The organism is Vibrio sp. YT-16 (assembly GCF_033337405.1).
Classification (GTDB): Bacteria; Pseudomonadota; Gammaproteobacteria; order Enterobacterales; family Vibrionaceae; genus Vibrio; species Vibrio alginolyticus.
Map to the genome: position 1 here is coordinate 355,634 of NZ_JAWOQQ010000003.1, position 21,639 is coordinate 377,272.

At 44.7% G+C, this 21,639-nt stretch carries 22 protein-coding genes; 16 read left to right on the plus strand and 6 right to left on the minus strand.

The features are described 5' to 3' along the window. Position 1 precedes the first annotated feature (1 nt). Genes fliH through fliJ form a run of 3 tightly spaced genes read left to right on the plus strand, consistent with a single transcriptional unit; the run spans position 2 to position 2,561 of the window. On the plus strand, positions 2 to 757 hold the full coding sequence (gene fliH, locus R7F07_RS07710) for a flagellar assembly protein FliH (protein WP_171342454.1): 756 nt from the start codon (positions 2 to 4) through the stop codon (positions 755 to 757). Continuing rightward, entirely contained in the window at positions 750 to 2,096 is a 1,347-nt protein-coding gene (gene fliI / locus R7F07_RS07715; protein ID WP_005375057.1) for a flagellar protein export ATPase FliI, read from the plus strand. Before fliH ends, fliI begins: the two co-directional genes overlap by 8 nt. Before the next feature lie 24 nt (positions 2,097 to 2,120). Further along, positions 2,121 to 2,561, plus strand: a complete 441-nt coding sequence (gene fliJ, locus R7F07_RS07720) for a flagellar export protein FliJ (RefSeq protein ID WP_005384016.1) — start codon at positions 2,121 to 2,123, stop codon at positions 2,559 to 2,561. A gap of 16 nt (positions 2,562 to 2,577) precedes the next feature. Here the strand turns inward: fliJ and R7F07_RS07725 are convergent, their stop codons facing one another. Both R7F07_RS07725 and R7F07_RS07730 read right to left on the minus strand, forming a co-directional pair. After that, complete coding sequence (locus tag R7F07_RS07725; protein WP_025768593.1) at positions 2,578 to 3,636, minus strand: S1 family peptidase; 1,059 nt, start codon at positions 3,634 to 3,636, stop codon at positions 2,578 to 2,580. 73 nt (positions 3,637 to 3,709) lie between these two features. Then, the gene (locus R7F07_RS07730; RefSeq protein ID WP_171342455.1) at positions 3,710 to 4,603 is read right to left on the minus strand and encodes a LysR substrate-binding domain-containing protein; all 894 of its coding nucleotides are present in this window, start codon (positions 4,601 to 4,603) and stop codon (positions 3,710 to 3,712) included. Positions 4,604 to 4,731: 128 nt separating this feature from the next. Here R7F07_RS07730 and R7F07_RS07735 point away from each other — a divergent pair, with 128 nt between their 5' ends. The 6 genes from R7F07_RS07735 (at position 4,732) to R7F07_RS07760 (ending at position 9,755) form a co-directional block, all read left to right on the plus strand. After that, positions 4,732 to 5,655: a DMT family transporter gene (locus R7F07_RS07735; protein WP_053307934.1), complete on the plus strand. Its 924-nt coding sequence runs from the start codon at positions 4,732 to 4,734 to the stop codon at positions 5,653 to 5,655. Between the two features lie 99 nt (positions 5,656 to 5,754). After that, positions 5,755 to 6,201 (plus strand): SRPBCC family protein, encoded by a 447-nt coding sequence (locus R7F07_RS07740; protein ID WP_053307933.1) that lies wholly within the window; start codon positions 5,755 to 5,757, stop codon positions 6,199 to 6,201. Positions 6,202 to 6,284: 83 nt separating this feature from the next. After that, a complete protein-coding gene (locus R7F07_RS07745; RefSeq protein WP_005375066.1) occupies positions 6,285 to 7,037 on the plus strand; it encodes a phosphatase in 753 nt (250 codons plus the stop codon). Positions 7,038 to 7,193: 156 nt separating this feature from the next. Next, positions 7,194 to 7,583, plus strand: coding sequence for a cytochrome b562 (locus R7F07_RS07750; RefSeq protein WP_064369619.1), 390 nt, complete (start codon positions 7,194 to 7,196; stop codon positions 7,581 to 7,583). Positions 7,584 to 7,801: 218 nt separating this feature from the next. Then, positions 7,802 to 8,161 carry a hypothetical protein gene (locus tag R7F07_RS07755; RefSeq protein ID WP_080276971.1) on the plus strand — a complete coding sequence of 120 codons (360 nt, stop codon included), beginning with the start codon at positions 7,802 to 7,804 and terminating at the stop codon, positions 8,159 to 8,161. Positions 8,162 to 8,315: 154 nt separating this feature from the next. Beyond that, a complete protein-coding gene (locus R7F07_RS07760; protein ID WP_171342456.1) occupies positions 8,316 to 9,755 on the plus strand; it encodes a PepSY-associated TM helix domain-containing protein in 1,440 nt (479 codons plus the stop codon). Positions 9,756 to 9,812: 57 nt separating this feature from the next. Here the strand turns inward: R7F07_RS07760 and R7F07_RS07765 are convergent, their stop codons facing one another. The 3 genes from R7F07_RS07765 to R7F07_RS07775 form a co-directional block, all read right to left on the minus strand. After that, positions 9,813 to 10,196 (minus strand): VOC family protein, encoded by a 384-nt coding sequence (locus tag R7F07_RS07765; protein ID WP_318110473.1) that lies wholly within the window; start codon positions 10,194 to 10,196, stop codon positions 9,813 to 9,815. A gap of 26 nt (positions 10,197 to 10,222) precedes the next feature. Next, positions 10,223 to 11,152, minus strand: a complete 930-nt coding sequence (locus tag R7F07_RS07770; protein WP_167415866.1) for a LysR family transcriptional regulator — start codon at positions 11,150 to 11,152, stop codon at positions 10,223 to 10,225. 77 nt (positions 11,153 to 11,229) lie between these two features. Continuing rightward, positions 11,230 to 11,703 carry a hypothetical protein gene (locus tag R7F07_RS07775; RefSeq protein WP_170897360.1) on the minus strand — a complete coding sequence of 158 codons (474 nt, stop codon included), beginning with the start codon at positions 11,701 to 11,703 and terminating at the stop codon, positions 11,230 to 11,232. A gap of 288 nt (positions 11,704 to 11,991) precedes the next feature. Between R7F07_RS07775 and R7F07_RS07780 the strand changes: the two genes are divergently transcribed. The 4 genes from R7F07_RS07780 (at position 11,992) to R7F07_RS07795 (ending at position 15,747) form a co-directional block, all read left to right on the plus strand. Then, complete coding sequence (locus R7F07_RS07780; RefSeq protein ID WP_033906705.1) at positions 11,992 to 12,675, plus strand: spondin domain-containing protein; 684 nt, start codon at positions 11,992 to 11,994, stop codon at positions 12,673 to 12,675. Positions 12,676 to 12,684: 9 nt separating this feature from the next. After that, positions 12,685 to 13,380 (plus strand): spondin domain-containing protein, encoded by a 696-nt coding sequence (locus tag R7F07_RS07785; protein ID WP_005443001.1) that lies wholly within the window; start codon positions 12,685 to 12,687, stop codon positions 13,378 to 13,380. Between the two features lie 146 nt (positions 13,381 to 13,526). Next, entirely contained in the window at positions 13,527 to 14,258 is a 732-nt protein-coding gene (locus R7F07_RS07790) for a response regulator transcription factor (RefSeq protein WP_041053947.1), read from the plus strand. Positions 14,259 to 14,373: 115 nt separating this feature from the next. Beyond that, on the plus strand, positions 14,374 to 15,747 hold the full coding sequence (locus R7F07_RS07795) for a sensor histidine kinase (RefSeq protein ID WP_171342457.1): 1,374 nt from the start codon (positions 14,374 to 14,376) through the stop codon (positions 15,745 to 15,747). Between the two features lie 27 nt (positions 15,748 to 15,774). Here the strand turns inward: R7F07_RS07795 and R7F07_RS07800 are convergent, their stop codons facing one another. Beyond that, a complete protein-coding gene (locus R7F07_RS07800) occupies positions 15,775 to 16,290 on the minus strand; it encodes a superoxide dismutase family protein (protein ID WP_104976434.1) in 516 nt (171 codons plus the stop codon). 541 nt (positions 16,291 to 16,831) lie between these two features. Here R7F07_RS07800 and R7F07_RS07805 point away from each other — a divergent pair. The 3 genes from R7F07_RS07805 to R7F07_RS07815 all read left to right on the plus strand — a co-directional run bounded on the left by R7F07_RS07805 (position 16,832) and on the right by R7F07_RS07815 (position 21,563). After that, positions 16,832 to 18,241, plus strand: coding sequence for an aminotransferase class V-fold PLP-dependent enzyme (locus R7F07_RS07805; RefSeq protein WP_005375092.1), 1,410 nt, complete (start codon positions 16,832 to 16,834; stop codon positions 18,239 to 18,241). 62 nt (positions 18,242 to 18,303) lie between these two features. Beyond that, positions 18,304 to 19,236 carry a transporter substrate-binding domain-containing protein gene (locus R7F07_RS07810; protein WP_171342458.1) on the plus strand — a complete coding sequence of 311 codons (933 nt, stop codon included), beginning with the start codon at positions 18,304 to 18,306 and terminating at the stop codon, positions 19,234 to 19,236. Further along, entirely contained in the window at positions 19,233 to 21,563 is a 2,331-nt protein-coding gene (locus tag R7F07_RS07815; RefSeq protein WP_005375094.1) for a putative bifunctional diguanylate cyclase/phosphodiesterase, read from the plus strand. Before R7F07_RS07810 ends, R7F07_RS07815 begins: the two co-directional genes overlap by 4 nt. Positions 21,564 to 21,639: the final 76 nt, after the last annotated feature.

Below are 21,639 nucleotides of genomic sequence, written 5' to 3' on the forward strand. Positions count from 1 at the left end.
CATGCTAGAGACAAAATCAAGTACTATGCGATTGCCTCCGAGCGGGTATCGTTTACACCGTTTTCCGCCTTTAGCGCAACCTAAGACTATCGAAGACGAATTCGGGCTAGATAACCAAGGCTGGCAAGAACCTCAAATTGATATCCAACAGCAACTTGAAGAAGGTTTTCAACAAGGTTTGCAACAAGGACATGAGGAAGGCTTACGCCAAGGTATCGAACAGGGCAAGCAACAAGGTCTGTTGGAAGGCCAAAAAGAAGGTTTCCAAAAAGGCTTTGTTTCCGGTGAGCAGTCTGGAAAGCAAGGCTTTTTGGAGGCGGCGAAGCCTGTCAATGAACTTTTTCACGCCCTTTCTCGTTGGCAAGATGAAAAAGAACAGCAACAACGCCATATGATTTGTGAACTGGTACAAAAGGTAGCTCAGCAAGTGATTCGTGCCGAGCTCACTTTAATGCCTCAGCAGATCCTAGCTTTGGTGGACGAGACATTGTCTGCCATGCCTGGTAAAGCGGAAACAGTAACTGTGCATTTAAATCCGCAAGATTTAGAGCGCATTACTCACATCAATGCTGATTTGCCGCAATCTTGGAAACTGGTCCCTAATACGGAGCTTCCTATTGGTGGCTGTCAGTTAGTGACTGATGACGCAGAAGCGGATGCGAGCTGCGACTCTCGTTTGGAAGCCTGTATGAACAATGTAAAGCAACACCTTTTGGATGAAGTCAGTATTCCACAGGTAGAGTCTGAGCATGAGTAATACCCTAAGCCATGAACTATTAAGTGAGCGTTTGAGCGAAGCCTTGGCTTCGCTCGATTCAATCCCTGTTGCTCGCGTAACAGGGCGATTGATAAAAGTAAACGGCTTAATGTTACAAGCCGTAGGGTGTCGGTTTAAGCTTGAGCAGCGTTGTCTCGTAGAAACCGCGGAAGGCGATATGATCGAAGCGCAAGTTGTGGGCTTTGAACACACTATTGCTTACCTCATGCCTATCCGCCGTTTAGGCGGTCTGTTTGCAGGTGCAAAAGTCATCCCTCTTGATGGTGACAGTACCGTGCAGCTAAGCTCTCAGTGGTTAGGACGCGTACTGAATGGTTTAGGTGAGCCGTTAGATGATGGGGCACCGCTTAAGGGGGGTGATCGAGTTTCACTTGAACCAAAACCGATTAACCCACTGAAGCGACGCCCAGTTGATACACCACTCAACGTAGGCGTGCGTGCTATTAATGGACTATTGACGGTAGGCAAAGGCCAACGTATTGGTTTGATGGCTGGCAGTGGCGTCGGTAAAAGTGTGTTAATGGGGATGATCACCAAAAACACGGAGGCTGATGTAATTGTGGTCGGGCTTATCGGTGAGCGAGGTAGAGAAGTACGTGAGTTTATCGAGAGAAACTTAACCCCAGAAGCGCGCAAGAAAGCGATCATTATCGCGGCTCCTGCTGATGAATCCCCGCTAATGAGGTTAAGAGCGACACTACTTTGTCATCGCGTTTCAGAGTATTTCCGAGACCAAGGCAAAGACGTTCTACTTCTGATGGACTCTCTAACCCGATACGCCATGGCACAGCGCGAAATCGCTCTTTCGCTCGGTGAGCCACCAGCTTCTCGTGGTTATCCGCCCTCAGTCTTCAGCGTGTTACCTCAACTCCTAGAGCGAGCGGGTAACAGTGAAAATCAACATGGTAGCTTAACGGCAATTTACACCGTATTGGCAGAAGGAGACGACCAACAAGATCCTGTCGTGGATTCCGCGCGCGCCATCTTAGATGGGCATGTCGTTTTATCGCGTCAACTGGCTGAGCAAGGGCATTATCCCGCGATAGATATCAACGCGTCTATTAGCCGTTGTATGAATACTTGTACGCAGGACGCACACAGCACGATTGCGAATAACTTCCGTCAAATGTACTCCAACTACCTTCAGGTTAAAGAGTTACTGCCATTAGGGGGTTATCAACCAGGACAAGATCCTGAGTTAGATCAATCTGTTGCTATGTATCCAAATTTGCGTGCATATCTACAACAAGCTGCCAACGAGTCTGTAGATTACCCAACCAGTTTGACCGAGCTCGCGCAGCTTTTTCAAAGTGCTTAATCAAATGGGAGTGACAAGGCTGAAATGAAATCCAAGTTAAAAGCCGTAGGCAAGTTACAGCAAATGGAAGAAAAACAGCGTGACCGTGTGGGTCAACAACTTGATGCCATGCGTCAGCGTCACTCCCATCTTTCAATGCAATTGGAACAGTTGTCGGCGTTGAAAGGCCACGCTGGACAATCAACCCGAACCGGCCCGACGCTGACGAGCGCGGCTTTGATGAACTTTAATCGTGTTGACCAAATGCTACAAAGAATGCTTCGTCACCACGAGCAAGAGCAAGCCGTTATGCAAGCGGAATGTGCATCTGTACAGAAAACGCTAGAACACAAGCACGCACGCGTTCAAGGGTTAGAAAAAGTGCTTGAACGTTGGCGTACTAAGCAGAACTATGAAAAAGCGAAAAAAGAGCAAAAGATGATTGAAGACATCATTAACTCTCGCGTTAAGCGCAAGATATTATGATGTCTTGTTGACGCTACTAGGAGCGCGAATAATTTCTGCGGTGTCTTAGCCAACCAAACCAGCCTCCAAGCATGATCAACCCTGATCCGAGAGCACCGCCGCCACTGCTGCCGTTGTTACCAAAGCCAGATGTGTTGGTATCGACAGGCTCAAAGCCAGAGTCCCCTTCGCTATGATAATCTTCCGAACTTGCTAAGAGGGCGTTATAACTGGTTTTTACACCTGAGCTGGTTTGGGTCTCAATCCATGTTGCATAGTTCAAAATCTCGGTAAACACACTTGGAATCGCAGCGGATTCGCAAACTGAAGAACCGTAGCTCACAATGCCAATTTGCTGATACATGCCATTATTGTCTTGATAGGTGAGAGGACCGCCTGAGTCACCACGACAGATGCCAGTGTAGCTTCGTTCAGGAAATCCATTCGCACATAAACTTTCCTGAGCGTTAAACCCTGTTACCAACGAAGCGCATTGGGTGTCGGTAAGGGGTTTTACTTCTGCCCAGCGTAAATAGTTAGGGGGGCTTTCATCATTGGTTGAGGTCTGACCTAAACCGAATATCTGATAAACTGACTTGCTGCTGTAGTCTCCAAAGTCTTGCGGTAAAGTGATGGATTGGACGTTATCGGTGATAGGTCTAGTCAATTCAAGGACAGCGATGTCATTAATCCATAAATCGCTAGGCACATAATCAGGATGAATCGTGATAGAGCGAACATCTTTGAATTCTTCAACAAACACGTCATTCATCGTAGGGTTTTTGACTAGCACTCGTAGATCGTTGATTGTCCAGCCATCAGTAAAAACGCTTGGTTCTACGCAGTGGGCCGCAGTTAAAATGAAGCGGTCGTTTACAATGGTTCCCCCACAAATATTGGCAAACTGATTAGCGCCAGTTTTATGTAGAATAAGACGTGCAAAAAAAGGAAGTTGGTTTTGGGTAGCCTGCTGACCCCCAATAATTGCCGTGGAGATCCCTTGTTCTGAAAGGCGGTTATCATTTTCTACTTCAGCGGTCGTACTCAAAGATACTGCAAAACAGAGTGCGCTTAGCCATATTTGATACTGCTTCATAAACCATCCTTGGATGAAAAGTGCTCTTCTAACTTTATACTAGTTTTTCAGTGAATGTGCTTAACAAAAGTTTCTAATAGTTGAATGATTGTTGTAGCCAAGATCGCAACAGATGAAACGATTCAAGCTTTAGCTTGTGTGGCGGGCATACAAAGTAAAGCTGTTGATGAGGATTAATGACGGGTTCACCCAGCTCGATTAGCTGACCATATTTGATGTCATCCTTCACAAACAAGCGATGAGTGACCAATAACCCCAAACGACGAGTTGTGGCCTGGACGGCTTGTATCGACATGTTAAAAGTGATTGGTTTTTTATTTTTAGGTCGCTGGATACCCGTCGCATCCTGCCACACGTTCCAGTCGTTTTTTCTTCGCTCGTTAGTAACTTCAATGATGGGATACTGCTTTAAGAGTTGAGTGATGTTTGAGTCCTTTGTCTTCGCTATCAATTCAGGACTGCACACCAAAACCAGTTCATCTTCACTGAGCTTTTCGCAGTAGTAATCCTGCCATTCTTCGGGATTTCCATGCGCCAAAGCCGCGTCGATACCTTCTTGTTCTAAATTGAATCTGCCAGACAGGTTTGATAAACGAACGTCTAATTGAGGAGCAAACCCTTGTAAATCTGACATTCGAGGAATCCACCAGTGAAGAGCCAATGAATTCACCATATTGAGCGTAACACGTTGCAAATTCTGATCTTGGATGAGTGCTTCCGTTGCATCGACAATTTGCTCTAAAGCGGGTGCCACCTTTCTGTAATACTTTTTACCGTCCGCATTGAGTTGAACTTGTCTGCCTATGCGATCAAACAGAGGCTTGTTGACTTGACTCTCCAGCGATTTAATTGCCTGACTTACGGCTGAGTGGCTCACACTTAATATCTGTGCTGCTTCTGTCATGCTGCCAGACTCAGCTACTGCAACAAATGCGTAGATGGACTTTAAGGGGACTAGTTTCCGCATAATTTAAAAACCGTAGCTGGTGATAGATAAGTTAAACTGTAAGTTTTTCTTACATCAATGGTTAATATTACTCGCTATTTACGATAAGTGATGTCTTTTAAAATGCTCCATATATTAAGGAGTATTGAATGAATGCTGTAAATAAATCTATCCTTTTCATGTTGATGTCTACGTTAAGCTTATCTGTTACTGGACTGTTAGCAAAGCAGTTGTCAGGCGAACTTTCCGTCACACTATTTAGCTTCTTACGTTTTTTGGTGCCTGCGCTTATCTTACTTATCTTACTTCGTGTGAAAAACCTTACCTTTCCTAAAGCGGGCACGCTAAAGCCTATTTTATTGCGTGCTCTTTGTATCGGTTTGTCACAACTTTGCTTTATCGCGTCATTACAAACGTTAACGCTCGTTGAAGGGGTTGTGTTGTTTGCTACTGGCCCATTATTTATTCCCTTGGTTGAAAAGCTGTTCATGAGGGGGCGCATTCGTGTTTCAACATTGGCGGCTTTAGCAATGGCGTTCACTGGTGTGGTTATGTTGGCGGGCGGTGGAAGTGAGATTACATGGCGAGCGGATTTATTGCTCGGCTTGGCTGGTGGACTCTTCAATTCTGGTTCTCAGCTTACGTTATATAAAGTGAGTAAAACAAATATGTCGCCGCTAGAAATCAACTTTTGGGCGTTTGGTTTTGCTGCCGTATTTCTGTTGCCGCTAACTTTGTTTAATGACTTCGACGCGTTACTTAATATGAGTGTTATGGCGCCTGAGATTTCTTCAAATACGCTGTGGATCGGTATGATGTCTCTGATGATCATTAACACCCAAGTTTTTCGCTCCAAAGCATATAAACTGGCAAGCAGTGGCTCTCAACTTGCGCCACTCATTTTTACTAACTTATTGTTCACTGCGGTTTGGCAGAGCCTGTTTTTTGAAGACCGAATGAGTCAAAGTCAAATTGTTGGGATGAGTTTAATAGTGCTCGCAATCATACTGAACACATGTTGGGTTCGTTTTACGGCGCATCGCAGTGGCGGTTTACAAGCGAGAACTTCTTAGTCTGTCGGAAAATGAAGGGGGCAGGTAGATAAATTGGTCGTGTGGTTTGATTTTTCCTGAGTATGGGCTAGCGTCAAGAAAGGTTCAGGGAGAGAAATCATGCTTACGCTAAATTATTACGTCGAAATTTCGGCGACACCGCAACGAGTGTGGGAAGTGCTAACCGATGTTGAGTTGTATAAACGTTGGGCACAAGCCTTTTCACCGCAGTCTCAATTTGAAGGAGCTTGGGAAGAAGGAGGTGGCATCACTTTTTTTGATCCAGATATGGGCGGGACAAGGGTGATCATAGATACGGTGCTACCGCTTCAAAAACTTGAATTTCATCATGTTGCCATTTTTAATCCGGATAATCGTCAACAACTCGATGCTGACCTAGCATCTAGGTGGATCGGATCGCGAGAGATCTACCAGATCGATACCAACAACGATCGTTTACTACTCAATGTTACCATTCATACTCACAACGACTTTGTTTCCATGTTTAATCACGGATGGGAAAAAGCTTTACCCTTGATAAAAGCCATTAGTGAAGAGCAAGCTTAGGGTTCTTGCTTATCTTGGGCTGACGATGCGTTGCCTGAAGGTATACAATAGCACGCAAGATAGCGCACCTAAGAGAGTGGATGATGGAATTTAAAGTTGATACCCATACACATACGTACGCAAGTGGTCACGCGTACAGTACCTTGATTGAAAATGCAAAGTTGGCAAAAGAGAACGGGCTGGATATGTTCTGCACGACCGATCACGCAGAATCAATGCCGGGTGCGCCTCATTACTGGTTCTTCTCGAACCAGAAAATTCTGCCTCGCTTTCTTGAAGGCGTTGCGATTATTCGTGGCGTTGAATCTAACATTATGAATACCGAAGGCGACATTGATATTCCACTGAGTGTGGACCGCAACTTAGATTGGGTGATCGCGAGTTTTCATGAACCCGTTTTTCGTCCTGCAAACAAGCAAACTCACACGGAAGCACTTGTTAATGTCATTCAGAGTGGTCGTATTGATGCGCTCGGTCATCTTGGTAATCCAAATTTCGACTTTGATTTTCAGACCGTTTTAGCGTGCGCGAAAGAGCACAATGTCGCGATTGAAATTAATAACACCACGCTGAAAGGCAACAGCCGAGTAGGCAGCGTAGACCGTTGCCACGAGATTGCACAAATCGGGAAAGATCTCGGTGTTTTCTTCACCACGGGCAGTGACGCGCATTTCTGTCACGATGTTGGTAATCTGGATTTGGTTGGAGAGTTAATGGACAAAGTGGGTATTGATAGCAAGAAAGTGATTACTCACACCGCTCAGCAGTTTTTGTCTTTCTTAGCTTTGAGAGGCCGTAAACCAATTGCAGAATATGACAGCATTCTCAACGCATAAACTTGATTACATTTAAGGTATGCACCCGACGCCAGATTGCTTTACACTGCGACCCGGAAATACTCAACTAAGCTAGTTTTTCGCCTCTTATGGCGTAGGTTATTTGGGTGAATAAAGCCGACACAGAATTCGGCACTATAAATGGAGAAGTGAAAAATGTTACGTCCTTTAGTCCTAGGGTGTGCGATTGCGTTTGGCTCAACATACGCAATGGCAGAAGCGGTTGATTTAAAACAAAACATGAAACAGATGAAGATGGAATTCAAACAGGCGGCGGAAGCGTCTGATGTTGACACCATGAAATCTGCGATTGATAGCTTGCAAGCGATTGTTGAACAATCTAAGCGTGGTAATTACCCACCAGAGAAGTTTGATACTTACTTAGAAGGCTTTAACAAGCTGACGGTAACGCTAGATAAGATTGAAGCGGATCTTGATGCAGGCAAGCTACAAGAAGCAAAAGCTCAACTGCGTGAAATCGATAGTCTTCGTGAAGAGTACCACGGCAAGCGCAATCCAAGCATTTGGAGCAAGTTGTTCGGCTAATTATCTACTGAGCGGAGCATTTGCTCGTGGCAGTGGGTTACGTGTTATCTCTAAGTAATGAATGAACACATTATCAGCCTGCCATTTCGGCGGGCTTTTTTGCGCCTGTCAATCGATGCATTCAAGAAAACTTGTGAGGTAGCAACCACTTATTGATCCTGTTTTTGAGCTACCACTCAGAATTGGTTACGCTGTGTGAAATTTGTTAAGTCACCGTTATGCGTAGATTAATTCCTTTTTACCGCTCGATGTTATTTGCTAGTGCTCTCAGTTGGGTGCTAGTGACGCTGATGCCTGTTATCAATGCTCATGGTAACAGCATGGGTGTGTGGGCGACGCTATGTACGCTTAACGGATTTGAGTTGGTCCAAATAGAAGAGGGCGACAATTCGGTCAGCCACAAAGGCAAGCCTTGTCCGTTTAGCCACTTCTCGACTTTTCATCACGATACACTTCCAACGACACCGATACTTTCAAGACAGAGCTTGGTGACTTCTGACAGCTACGCTTATTTGGCTCTAAGTGTGCGATTTGAAACACCAGTTCCTAGAGCGCCGCCAGTTTCCCTTTTCTCATAACGAAAACAATTACAAGTAAATAAAGCCAACAACACTGCCACTTCGAGCAGTGGTACTCCCAAATCTAAGTCAATTAGCGCCGCATACGAATGCGTATGTGCAGGATGCGTTTGGCTCAATTTGGGTGTTCAACAATGAAAAAAGGAAAATACACATGTTGAGAAACTCGGCAAAGCCTCAACTCAAGGAAGCCTCACGCGCAAAATCCATCTACTTTATGACGTGGCGATGGCACTTCTACGCAGGTTTGTTCGTCATTCCATTTATGCTGATACTTTCCCTCACGGGGTTAGTGATGTTGTTTGATGATGAAATCGAACTGGCTCGATACGAAGCGACATTACAAGTTTCACCACAAGAGCAAATGGTTCCCGTCTCTGCACAATTGGAAACCGTAAAGCAGGCGTATCCCGATTTTAATGTCACTCAATTTGTACCTGCTAAAACGGCCGATATTGCCAACCGATTCTCGATTCAAAACCAAGAAGGCAGCTCGTTGATTGTTGCAGTAAATCCTTATACAGGAGACGTACAGGGCACCATTAATCGTGGTGACAGCATCTATGAACTGATGAACAGCATTCACGGCACCTTGCTCATCGGCGACCTAGGCGACCGTTTAATTGAAATCGCCGCAAGTCTGGGGATTTTACTGTTGGTGTCTGGTTTGTACCTTTGGTTACCTAGAGACAACGCCAGCCGCGCCGGCTTTTTGAAAATTCGCCTTAACAATGGCCCTCGAATTTTGATGCGTGACCTGCATGCGAATTTAGGTGGCGTGCTGTCGATTGTTCTGTTGTTCTTTTTGATTTCAGGTTTGTCGTGGGCAGGGATCTGGGGCGCGAAAATGGTGCAAGCTTGGAATACCTTCCCAACCTATTACACATGGGGTGAGAAACCGGAATCCACGCTGACACATAAAGATCTTAACCATGGTGCATCAGAAGAGATGCCATGGAACTTAGAGCTTGCTGCTGTGCCAGAGTCGAAAGATAAGCCCGCTCATGATCATGCCAATATGAAGGAAGAGACGGCATACGCAGGCAACCATGATGCGCTCTCCATTGATGATATCATCCTCAAGGCTGAAATGTTGGGCTTCACTGGCTATAAGCTGTTTTTGCCACGCTCTGAGACGGGCGTTTACACCGTTGCAGCTAACTCTATGGGCGGCGATATTTCCGACCCAAGACAAGATCGCACCAGCCACTTTGACCAGTATTCCGGTCGCTTGTTGGTGGATGTAACGTGGCAAGATTACAGCCTATTTGCCAAGTTCATGGCGGCAGGTGTGTCATTGCATCAAGGTGATGTGAGTATATTGAACAAAGTACTCAACGTAGTGTTCTGTTTGGCGTTCATCTTAATCTCAATCACAGGTGTGGTGATGTGGTGGATTCGTAGACCAAGTCGCAGTGCCGCATTGGGCGCGCCACCTAAGTTTCAACAAGACAGTATTTGGAAGCTTGGCTTAGTAACGTTAGTGATATTGTGTCTCGCGTTCCCGATGGGCGGTTTGGCAATTGTTACGGTTCTCGCACTGGATTGGCTGTTGTTCAACCGCGTTGAGAAACTGAAAATGGCGTTGAATTAGTAACAGACAAAGAATGGAATAATAAAAGAGCCTGCGAAGTCGAAGTGCTGGCTCTTTTTATTTCTGGTAAATCTCCAGTGGCAAGCCATCTGGGTCTTGGAAGAAGGTAAAGGCTTTGCCTGTAAATTCGTCAATACGAATTGGCTCAACTTCAACGTCATTCGATTCTAGGTAGACTTTCACTTGCTCAACATCATCAACCAAAAAAGCGAGATGTCGCAGGCCTTGCGCTTCGGGAAAGCTCGGTCTCTCAGGGGCGCCCGGAAAGCTAAACAGTTCAACTTGACTGCTGTCAGGTAAAGCGAGGTCAAGCTTGTAGGAGTCTCTGGCTTCACGATAGTTTTCAGCAATGACTTTTAATCCCAACACTTCAGTGTAAAAGCGTTTTGACTTTGAGTAATCGCTGCAAATGATCGCGACGTGATGAATAGCATTAAACATGGTTAGCCTCTTCAAACATGGTTAGCTCAAGCATGGTTAGTATCCTTGGAGACTAAATGCTCCTTAACGAAGTCGATAAACACGCGCAGACGAGCAGGCATGTATTTGGTTTGCGCATACTGCATCGCGATAGCGCCGTGGTAGTTACTCTTGATCATCCAATCCGGCAATACTTCCACCACTTCTCCTTGCTCTAACGCGTCTTTGATCACAAAGTCATGGAAGATCCCAATTCCCAAGCCAGACTTAACCCCGTTCAAGCGCATTTGGGAGTGGTTGACGGCGTAGCGTCCACTTACTGCAATCGAGTGGAACGCTTCCTCTTTAAAGAACGACCAGATGTTGTCTTTGTCGTTCTCGGCAAGGTAAATACAATCGTGCTTCTCAAGTTCAGTGGGATGCTCAGGCATACCGTGTTTGGTGAGGTAATCTGGAGAGGCGCACAAAACAAGATTGGTCTTGCTAATTTCTTTGAGTACCAGATTCTCATCGGGTTTGTCGGTGAGCTTGAATGCGACATCAATACCTTGGCGGAAAAGATCAATCTCACCATCTGCTGCTCTCAGCTTAAGCTGAATATTTGGATAACGTTCTAGGAATGGCAACACAAATGGTTGAAGCACCGAATTAAGAAATGCTTCAGGGGCTGCCACTGTGAGTGCGCCTGTTGGCTCGGCATGATCTTCCGCAGATAGCTCAACGGCTTGCTGCGCGGCATTTACCATTGCTATGCTTTGGTCGTAAACCTTTTGCCCTGCTTGAGTGATGATCAACTTACGAGTTGTGCGCTCAAACAGTTTCACCGAGAGGGCTTGTTCCAATCGTGTGATCAACTTACTTAAAGCCGATGGCGTCACGCCGAGTTGTTTGGCTGCAGCGGTAAAACTGCCTTCGTTTACCACCAAGATAAACGACGCAAGATCAGGAAGTAGGGCAATGAGTTTTGGATTAACCATAATTGTTCGGTTCTGCGCTGCGGAATAACGATATTGTCTGGTACGGTTTCACGAGGTTCAAGTGTCACCGTCTCGCTTTAACGATATTTTGCCAAAAATGCATTGAGTGCAGGCAAGCCAGATTCACCAGTATGGTATTGCTGCCAACAGTGATAAATGGCCGTTTCGTGGTCTGCAATCAACTCGATAGCTTCTCGCTCAGCGATTGCATACTGCTGTGAAGCTTTCACTTCTTCATGCCACTCTTGATACTTGACCTCATAAGGTTCTACCCACTTCAGAAGAGTCGCCACCAACTCTTGCCATGGTAAACCAATCCACTTGGTTGCATCTGCCAAGCCTTTATCCAGCATCTCTTGGTATCGACTTTCGATATCCATGCCATTTGTCAGCAGTACAGGTTTGAGCTTTTCTGCGGTGAGTTCTTCCACTTCAATCAAGGTTTGCCACAGCGTTTGTTGTTCACTTTGGGCGTAATGGCTCAAGTAGTGGTTGAAAAAAGCGATGCCGTAGATTTCGCCATAGTAGGCAGACAGAACGTTATCAATCATGGTGAGAATCGTGATTTAAACAGAGAATACCGCATTGTAGGAGGGGAAAGCGCGACGTGTAAATACCTGATTAAGAGTAAAAAAGTGCTGCTGACAGAATTCGAACAGAACTTGTGAGAATTTTATGAGAATTCGATGAAGTTGCTGATAGATTTGCTCGTCATTCTTAGAGGCAAGAACGCAAAACGTTCGAAACGTAATGCTTAACCTACTCAAGTCACGAACAAAGAAGTAAAGCCGTACACATGGGCTTGGGTAGTTCAACCCTCATTAAAGGATGGAATCACAATGAAAAAACGTACCCAACTCGGACTCGTCATGACTTCAGTCGCTATGGCACTAGGCTCTGCATCAGTGAATGCGGCAGAATTGGAAATCACCGTGACAAACGCAACCAAAGGCATCTACTTTACGCCACTTATTGTTGCCGCACATGGCTCCGACCTTCAAATGTTCAGAACGGGTCAAGCAGCGACTCCAGAACTAGAAGCAATGGCAGAAGGCGGTGATATCTCTGGTCTTGCGAGTGTGATTGGTAACGCTGGTGGTGCGGTGGTTGAGAACCCTGCTGGTGGTATTTTGAATCCGGGTGTTGCAACCACCTTCACCTTGGACAGTGGCGACCACGGTTATCTTTCTCTGAGCGCGATGTTGCTGCCAACCAATGACGGTTTTGTCGGTCTAGATAGCTGGAAGATTCCAACGGAAGCGGGTACATACCGAGCAACGCTAAGAAGTTACGATGCCGGAACAGAAGCGAACGATGAACTTGCGTCTAGCATGCCAAACCCACCTTTCATTACCTTTGGTACTGGCGGCACAGGCGTTGAAGCAACGGTAACTAACGACAAAGTTCACGTGCATCCGGGTAACCTTGGTGATAGCGATCCAGCCGGCGGCATCAGTGACCTAGACAGCAGCAGCCATCGTTGGTTAAACCCAGTTGCAACCATCACAATCGTTGTGAAGTAAGGGGGATGTATGAAATACAGAATCTTACTAGTTGCAGCTTCAGTCGGCTTGCTCGCCGGTTGTCCAAGCGATGATGATAACGATGTAGTGAAATCGTACCGCTACACCGTCAACGTGGCGAACTTGACTGCGAATCAACCTATGTCTCCGCTCGCGGTACTCACTCACAATGGTGACTACCAACTGTTTGAAATTGGACAAGCCGCATCTGTTGAACTTGAGCATCTTGCCGAAGGCGGGAGTAACGCTGAGCTGATTGAGTTGATGAACAGCAATGACAGTGTTTACCAAGGCATTTCGGGCAATGGATTGGTGTTGCCGGGTGCATCGGACGAAGTCACCATCACGGTTGACCCTAGTCGTTACGGTTACTTGTCTGTGGCGTCTATGTTCGTGAATACCAACGATGCCTTTGTTGGCGAAACGGGGCTATCGCTCAAATCGCTCGCAGTGGGTGAAAGCTACGAAATGAGCATGAACGTTTGGGATTCCGGCACAGAACTGAACGATGAACTTGCTGCAACTATTCCGGGCCCTGCGGGGGGCGGTGAGGGGTTCAATGCCGCTCGTAATGACAGCAGTGACGTTGTTGCATTCCATGCGGGTGTTGTTAGCCAAGATGATGGATTAGCAAACTCAGCACTCTCTGCGAACCATCGTTTCTTGAACCCAGGTGCGAAAGTCACCATCACTCGAGTCGAGTAACACAGGCTCCGATGACGTCTCCTTTCCAAAGCGCTTGTAGCCGAGCGCTTTATCCCTCATGGCGTCATCGGAACCTTTTTTGAAAGAATTTCTAACTTGTTCCGGTCATGTGCAAAGTGAGGATACTCGAAGGCAAGGAAAGGACCATGGAACAACAGGCAATCAATTTAGTCGCGAACATCTTGTTGGTGGAAGATGACGATGATTTGGCAGAGCTGGTTCAGATGCATCTCAAGTTTCAAGGACACCAAGTGTCGCGAGCCACAAATGTCGCCGATGCTAAAACGCAATACCAGCAACAACCCTTTGATTTATTGATCCTTGACCGAGGTTTACCAGATGGTGATGGTCTAGACATTTGCCATTATTTGCGTCAGCAACAAGATTGGAGCCCAGTGCTCATGCTGACAGCCAGAGACGGTGAAATGGACAAGGTTGACGGTTTAGAAGCGGGCGTTGATGACTACATCACTAAGCCATTTAGCGTATTAGAATTCCAAGCACGAGTGCGAAACGTGTTACGCAGAGTCAGCCAAACCGCAGAAGCAAAGGTGGCAAATGAAGTCCTCGACGATGCGATGGATTTTGGCCCGCTGAGAATTATTCCGGAGTTGCACCAAGTATCCTTAAACGACAAAGATGTCACGCTCACCGCGACAGAGTTTACTTTGCTGCAGTTTCTCGCGACTCGTCCGGGCAGAGTCTACAGTAAAGATGAATTGCTCGATCACGTTTGGAACACCAGTCATTCTGGTTATCACCACACTGTGTGTAGCACCATTAACCGTTTACGCAGCAAGTTGTCGTTGTCTGATTCTGATCATCACTTCATTCAAACTGTTTGGGGTGTTGGATATAAGTTTCAGCCAAGACACTAATGCAAGAAAGTAAGTCAAAACATCAAGCCAGACAGTAAGTCGGCAGTTGTTTTCACCGTCATTTTTCAATCATCACGGGTGTTGCAAAAACACCGCTGTTTAAGGAGGCGATAGGATGAGCTTCAAATCTCGCTTGGTAGTATTTACTAGCTTGTGGTTCTGCCTCGCGGCGGTGGTGATTGCACTGACTTACAATTGGCAAAAAGAAACCATTGAGTTACGCACTAAGCAAAGTCTGCATAAAGAGCTAGCTAGCCACATGCGTGATGATAATCCACTGATGATCGGTACGGATTACAACCCTAAAGCGCTTAAGTCGATCTTTCATACGCTCATGCTGATCGGCCCTGATTTTGAAATCTACTTCCTCGATAGCCAAGGTAACATCACCACTCATGCAGCGCCGGAAGGGGCGGAGATCATGGGGAAGGTGGATCTCAATCCCATTAAGCAATTCTTAAATGACCAACCTTTTCCTATTTTGGGTGAAGACCCACGTAATCGTGGTGAGCACAAAGTCTTTTCTGTCGCGGCGATAGAGGAATTAGGCTCTACGGTCGGTTATCTCTACGTGGTGATTGGCAGTACCCGACATGACGCCATTGCCAATGCTCAAGTTGATACCCCTTACATCGCGCTAGCAGGATTGGTCTTAGTGTCCATTTTAGGCTTTGCTCTTGGGGCTTATGTGCTTGTGAAACGTAGCCTATTGAACCCAATTGAGCGCGTGACCAAACAACTTCAACAGCAAGCTGAACATGATTTCCGTCTGCAACCTGATTTTACTCACCAAGTACCGGAGCTTGTGCCGATTGCGCACTCTTATCAGATGATGGCGAAGCACATTCAGCAGCAGTTTTTACAGTTGGAGTATCAATCGTCTCATCGTCGTCAAAGCTTGTTGCAGCTTAGCCATGATTTAAAAACGCCGTTATCGAGCGTGCTTGGCTATTTGGAAACGTGGCGTTTGCAATATCCGGAATCTGATCCTTTGATTGACGTCGCTTTCCGAAATTGTGAGAAGCTCTCAACTCAATTGCATTCTTTGTTAGACGCCGCGCGCAAAGAAGCTCCAATGCCAAACTACGAGTACCGCCCCGTAGATCTTGGCGCGTTGATGGCAGAATGTGCCGAAACGATGCAGAGCCAGTTTTCTCGTAAAGAAGTGGTGTTGAAAGTGGATATCGATAGTGAAATCCAAACCGTGGGTGACAAGGGGCTATTGGTGCGGTTGGTATTGAACCTGCTTGAAAATGCATTGCGCCACAGCCCAATCGGCTCGGAAGTGCATTGCCAAGCGCATTTGAGTGAGGATAAGTCGCGTATCCACTTTACCTTCGTCAATCACATCGAGGAAGAAGCGGAGGGCGGTTCTTTGGGGATCGGGACGAAGATTGTTCAATCGATCTTAATGCTTCACCACAGCTACCTTGAGACCAATGCAACCTCCTCTCAGTATCAACAGAAGTTCACACTTCTCGCAATCTAAAGAGAAGTGTGAGACATAAGTTAATGTTTATTCAATAACACCACATACGACGCGAGCGCCGCCACCACCTAGCTTACTTGGGTGATCGGAGTGATTGTCACCGCCTGCATGGATCATTAACGCTCGACCTTTTAAATCTGATAATTTTAGGCGAGGAGCGACAACGGGCTGATTGGCATTGCCGTCCATGTCCACATAGAGTGGAGGCAAGTCGCCTAAATGATTGTCATCGGTCCAAGGATAGCCATGCTTCCCTGTGTTGTTAGGATCATAATGGCCACCTGCTGCGCCGCCTAATACGGTTTTGTCATCCTTTTCTATGCTATCGCAAGATGGATTAGTGTGAACATGGAAACCGTGCACACCTGCTGACAAACCTGATAATTGAGGCGTAAAAACAACGCCATAATCACTTTGTGAAATCTCAATGGTACCCGCACTCTCATTGGTGTTAAGAGCAGTCATTTCTACCGTTTTTGCTAGCACGTTAGGGGCGGCGACAAGAGCGGATGCAACTGAAATGCATAGCAATCCTTTTAACATGGGACCTCCTTCTTTTAGGGTGTACGCTCAAGCACATATTAGTGAAAACCTGTTTTACTTATGTCTGTTGAGCGGTGAGTTTATGTCATAGAGTGATGTGTATCACTTTATGGTCTTAAACTGATATCTCGATCCGAAATCAGCTTTCTTTTATTTAGTCTTAACATGTTGAGATCGTTAAGATATAAAAAGAATAGACGCCAATCTTAAAATAGCCTGAATATTTTTAAATTAACGCAAAGTTAAATTTTTAATGACTTTATAACAAAGCTCATAATTGTTTTATAAAGAATTAGGTGGAATTGTCCGCAATAAAGAATAATCAAATTAACGAATATATTAATGTGAACATTGTTGTTTATAGATTTGTGGTCAAACTGTTGCTTATATCATCAAATAAGATAAAAAATTGGAACTAAAGTCACTTAATGGCAGAGGAAAAAATTAAACTCTGATTGTAATGGGTAATAATGTTTTAGTAACAGATAGTTACGCACTTAAAATTAATAATATGGCTAATTTCCGACAAGGATTGAAAAAGATGAAAGACAAGGAATCTATTCAGACTAATAGCAGCCGCCGTAATTTTCTGAAAGGCGCAACAGGAGCTGTTGTTGCTGGTGTGAGTGCTTCCGCTTTCTCAGGCGTAGCTCAAGCACGAGAACAGAAAATTGATTGGAGCAGCCGCGGGCTAGGTAGAAAACACGATAAGCGCTTCTGGCGTAAAGTGCGAAGACAGTTCGTTTTGGACAAACGAACCACTTACATGAACATTGGTACAACAGGTTCAATGCCAAAACATGTTCTTGAAGATTACGAGCATAACAACAAGCTGGTGGCTAAATATCCTTGGGATATGAAAGGCAAATTTGGCTCTTGGCCTTATGTTTCAGAGATGGTTAAAGACGTCGCACCAGGTTTTGGTGCTAACCCAGAAGAGATCATTCTCAGCCGCAACACTACTGATGGCTTATGCTCGATCATTAATGGCTTACACTTTGAACCAGGTGATGTGATTCTAACGACACACCATGAACATATTGCTGCAACATCACCTATGAACGTAGCGAAACATCGTTTTGGTGTGGATGTGGTAGAAATTCAACTACCAGTATTTACTGGTACCGAAAACGTTTCTGAGCAAGATTACATTCAAGCGTTCCGAGACGCGCTTGATGCGAATCAAAACGTTCGCCTAATTGTTTTCTCTCATATCACATACAAAACAGGAACCGCGCTACCAGCAAAAGCCATTTGTGCTTTAGCAAAAGAGTATGGTGTACCTACTCTTGTTGATGGCGCGCATACGGTCGGTATGTTTGACCTTGATTTCCACGATATGGATTGTGATTTCTATGCAGGGTCTGGCCATAAGTGGCAGTGTGGTCCGGGCGCGACAGGTATTCTGTATGTTCGTGATAACGGTAACCGTTTGAATGAGTATTGGAGTGACCGAGAGAACCCGTTATGGTTGATCAACTCCTCACTTTCTCATGCTGATTACCTGGGTAAACAGCTGCAAATGCAATACATTGGTAACGATAACTATCCTGCGAAACAAGCACTAGTTGATAGTTGCAAAATGTGGGATGAGATTGGTCGAGACCGTATCGAAGAGCGAGTTGTAAGCCTTGGTAGTTTATGTAAAACCTTGCTTCAAGAGTACTTACCACAAGCCAAAATGTATTCACCAAACGTGGAAGGCTTAACCAGTGGCTTAACCACGGTTAACCCGTTCTCCGATGTAACTAATGAAGAGATACTGACGGAATTCCGAGATCGTTTACGTGAAGAATATGGTTACATCATCCGTACGACTAGCTTTAAGCTGCATAAGGATGATGACTTTGATACTTACGCGCTGCGTATCTCTACGCATTTGTTCCATGACGAACAAGATGTGGAAGGGCTCGTAGTGGCGATGACGAATTTGTATTACTCGTCGTTCTAACATCGTTGTTTATCACTCAAGCGCCCATTATTGGGCGCTTTGTGAAAGGTAAGGATATTATTATGTCAGTCATAACATTCCAAAGAACTTTAGCGACGGTGGCGCTCATGGTTACCTCTGTTGCGTCGTCTGCCGCTTGGTCAGACGATTTACAACAAATCCGTGAACGCGGTGTACTGCGTCACATTGGTGTCCCGTACGCTAACTTTGTCTCCTATATTGAACAAGGTGAAGTGGAAACTTTGACTGGCTTGGATGTAGAGATAATAAAAGGTTTTGCCAAGTCGTTAGGTGTTCAGTACCAGTATGTTCCAGCACAGTGGAGCGACGTGGTTGGTAAGTTGATAGGGCAAAATGTGCAATATCACAACAAGCAGGCTGTTGTCGGAGAAAGTGTTCCAATTGAAGGCGATTTGATCGCAAATGGCGTTACTATTCTTGATTGGCGCTCTGAGGTTGTCGATTTTTCACAAGATTATTTTCCTTCAGGTGTATGGTTGGTTTCCAGATCCGACTCTAGTCTGAGCCCGATTAAACCAAGTGGGTCGGTCGATGAAGATGTTAAAAACGTCAAGCAGCTGATCGATGGTCGCGAAGTGTTAGCTTTAGAACATTCTTGCTTGGATCCTAACCTTTATGACTTATATGACACAGGTGCAAAAGTTATATTACCTGATGGGGCGCGTCTCCTTAATGAGATGGTTCCAGCGATAATGAAAAATGATGCGGAAAGCACATTATTAGATGTTGCGGATACGCTAATTGCCCTCGAAAAATGGCCGGGCGAAATAAAAGTCATTGGCCCTATATCTGAAAATCAAAAAATGGCTGTTGCATTCCGTAAAAATTCCCCTGAATTACGCAAAGCATTTGATCGTTATTTAGACTCGATAAAAAAAGACGGTTCATACGAAAAATTAGTAAAAAAATACTATCCATCTATTTACTACTTTTATAACGATTACTTTATAGAAGATAAAAAGAAAGTCCGATGAATAAGGCCGTTAAAAAATTTTCCAGTAAAAGATTTATTACAATAAGCGCAATATTAGTTTCAATTTACCTAGCTATGCTTATTACTGTGACTAGCGTAGGTCAAAATAAATTAAAAGAATCTCAATACAGAGAACTAGATTTAAAAGTTAAAAGTTATGCAAGCACACTCGATAATTTATTTACCATAGCGAGTGAAGATGTTGATAATCTAGCTACAGATAAAACAATACAAACATTCTTTGGTAATTTAGCTTCTGGAATGTCAATGGAGTATGGGTTAGGTGCCAGTTTAATTAATTTAAAGCGTCGCTTCGATGAGAAGATAGACAGTAAGCTAATTAATAGCAGCCAAATCTATAAAAAGCTCACGCTGGTCGGCAGTGATGGAGTCACCATTGTCACCACAGGCTCCGAAAACCTTGCCGAGCATAAGATGGACATACAAACCTTAATGACTCAACACGGGCATCCCGAAGAGGTTTGTGCGACGCGATACAATGATGACGTTCGCATTCAAGTCATTAAGCAAGTTAAGTTCTCCGGAAAGCCTGTTGCCTTTTTAATTGCCGATCTTAATAAGAATATTGTTATTGACCAACTTACTAACCAAGAACACGAAGATAGTTATAGCCGAATGGTGCTAAAAATAAAAGACGTGGAAATGGTTGTATGGGATACCATAAATAAAACACCTTCTCACAATAAGGATGAGAATTATTTCGTTTCTGAGGCTGTAGACGGAAAAATTTACTTTGAAGTTCCTGTGGATAAACATCACTTCAAATTGATGGCGTGGTTCGAGCCTTTGAGTGAACGAGATATATTTACATCACGGCTCTTTATTATTGGTTTGAGTATTCTGGCCGTTATGATCGTCATTGCTTTATGTTATGCATTCATCACGAACAATAATAGGATTGAATTGAAAATTAAGCTTGAGGAAGAAAAAAAGCGTAAAGATATTCTTTCTCAACAGAATAAAAAATTAACGAACGAAATTGAACGTCGAAAAGCGTCTGAAAAAGAACTCGCCTTCCAAGCTAAATATGACACATTAACCAATTTACCTAATCGTAGTTATGGTTCCGAGCGATTGGCTTTGGAGTTAATTAGGGCATCGCGTAGTGGGTCTAAAGTTTTGGTGATGTTCATCGACTTAGACCACTTTAAGCAGATTAACGATTCAATGGGACACTTTGTTGGGGATGAAATCCTTAAACTCAGTGCTCAGCGACTGTATCAAGTCGCGAGAAAAACAGACTTATTGGCGAGAATTGGTGGGGATGAGTTTTTACTCGTCATCCCAGACTTGCCTGATAATGATACTGCAAAGCGAGTTGCTTCAAGTGTACTTTCGGCGTTTAACGATCCGTTTGTTTGGAACAACCATGAATTCTTCTTGAGTAGCAGCGTCGGAATGTCTGTGTTCCCGGATGACGGAGACAACGCTGAGCAGCTTCTTGCATGTGCAGATATGGCAATGTATCGGGCGAAGCAAGATGGGCGTGATGGCTTTTGTTTTTATAACCATAATATGAACCAAGACCTGCAACGCTACTTAGATCTGGAAAATCGTCTGAGAAGTGCGATCTCCAATCAGTTGTTAGAGCTGTATTATCAGCCAATTATTGAGCTGAGTAGTGGTAAAATCGTAGGGGCAGAAGCGCTAATGCGTTGGAATGATGACAAGTACGGATTCGTAAACCCTGAAGAGTTTATCTCTATTGCAGAGAAAAATGGTTTAATTCATCAAATTGGTGAGTTTGCTATTCAACAAGCGTGTCGACAAGCGGCACAATGGCAGAGTCTGACTCCGTTGTTTGTTTCTGTAAACTTTTCTAGTGTTCAATTTAGGTACTGCGAGCGCTTACTTACGTTTATTAAACACAGCCTTGAGGAGTCTGGTCTTCCGTCAGATAAGTTCGATATTGAAGTGACAGAAAGTCTCCTCTTCAATCACGATTCTGAGCTATTAGACATGCTTAATAACTTACGAGCGTTAGGCACCAAACTTACTATTGATGATTTTGGTACTGGTTATTCTGCGCTGAGTTACTTGCAGAAGTTTCCGTTCGACCGCTTAAAAATTGATCGTAGCTTTATGCAAAATATGTTCGAGAACGACTCAGACCGCGAGCTTGTGAACGTAATCATAGCAATGGCAAAAGCGCTGGATCTTAAGATCGTCGCAGAAGGCATCGAAGAACAGCGTCATGTGGATTACCTGAAAAACCTAAACTGTGAGTTCGGACAAGGTTTCCACTATAGCAGACCATTACCTGCTAAGGACTTTGAAGCACTTTTGGCTAAGCCTACCTGGCTATAATTCCTTTTATAACAACCTCATAGAAAAGCATTAATCGAATTTGTGCCTAGGATTCATTAATGCTTTTCCACCTTAA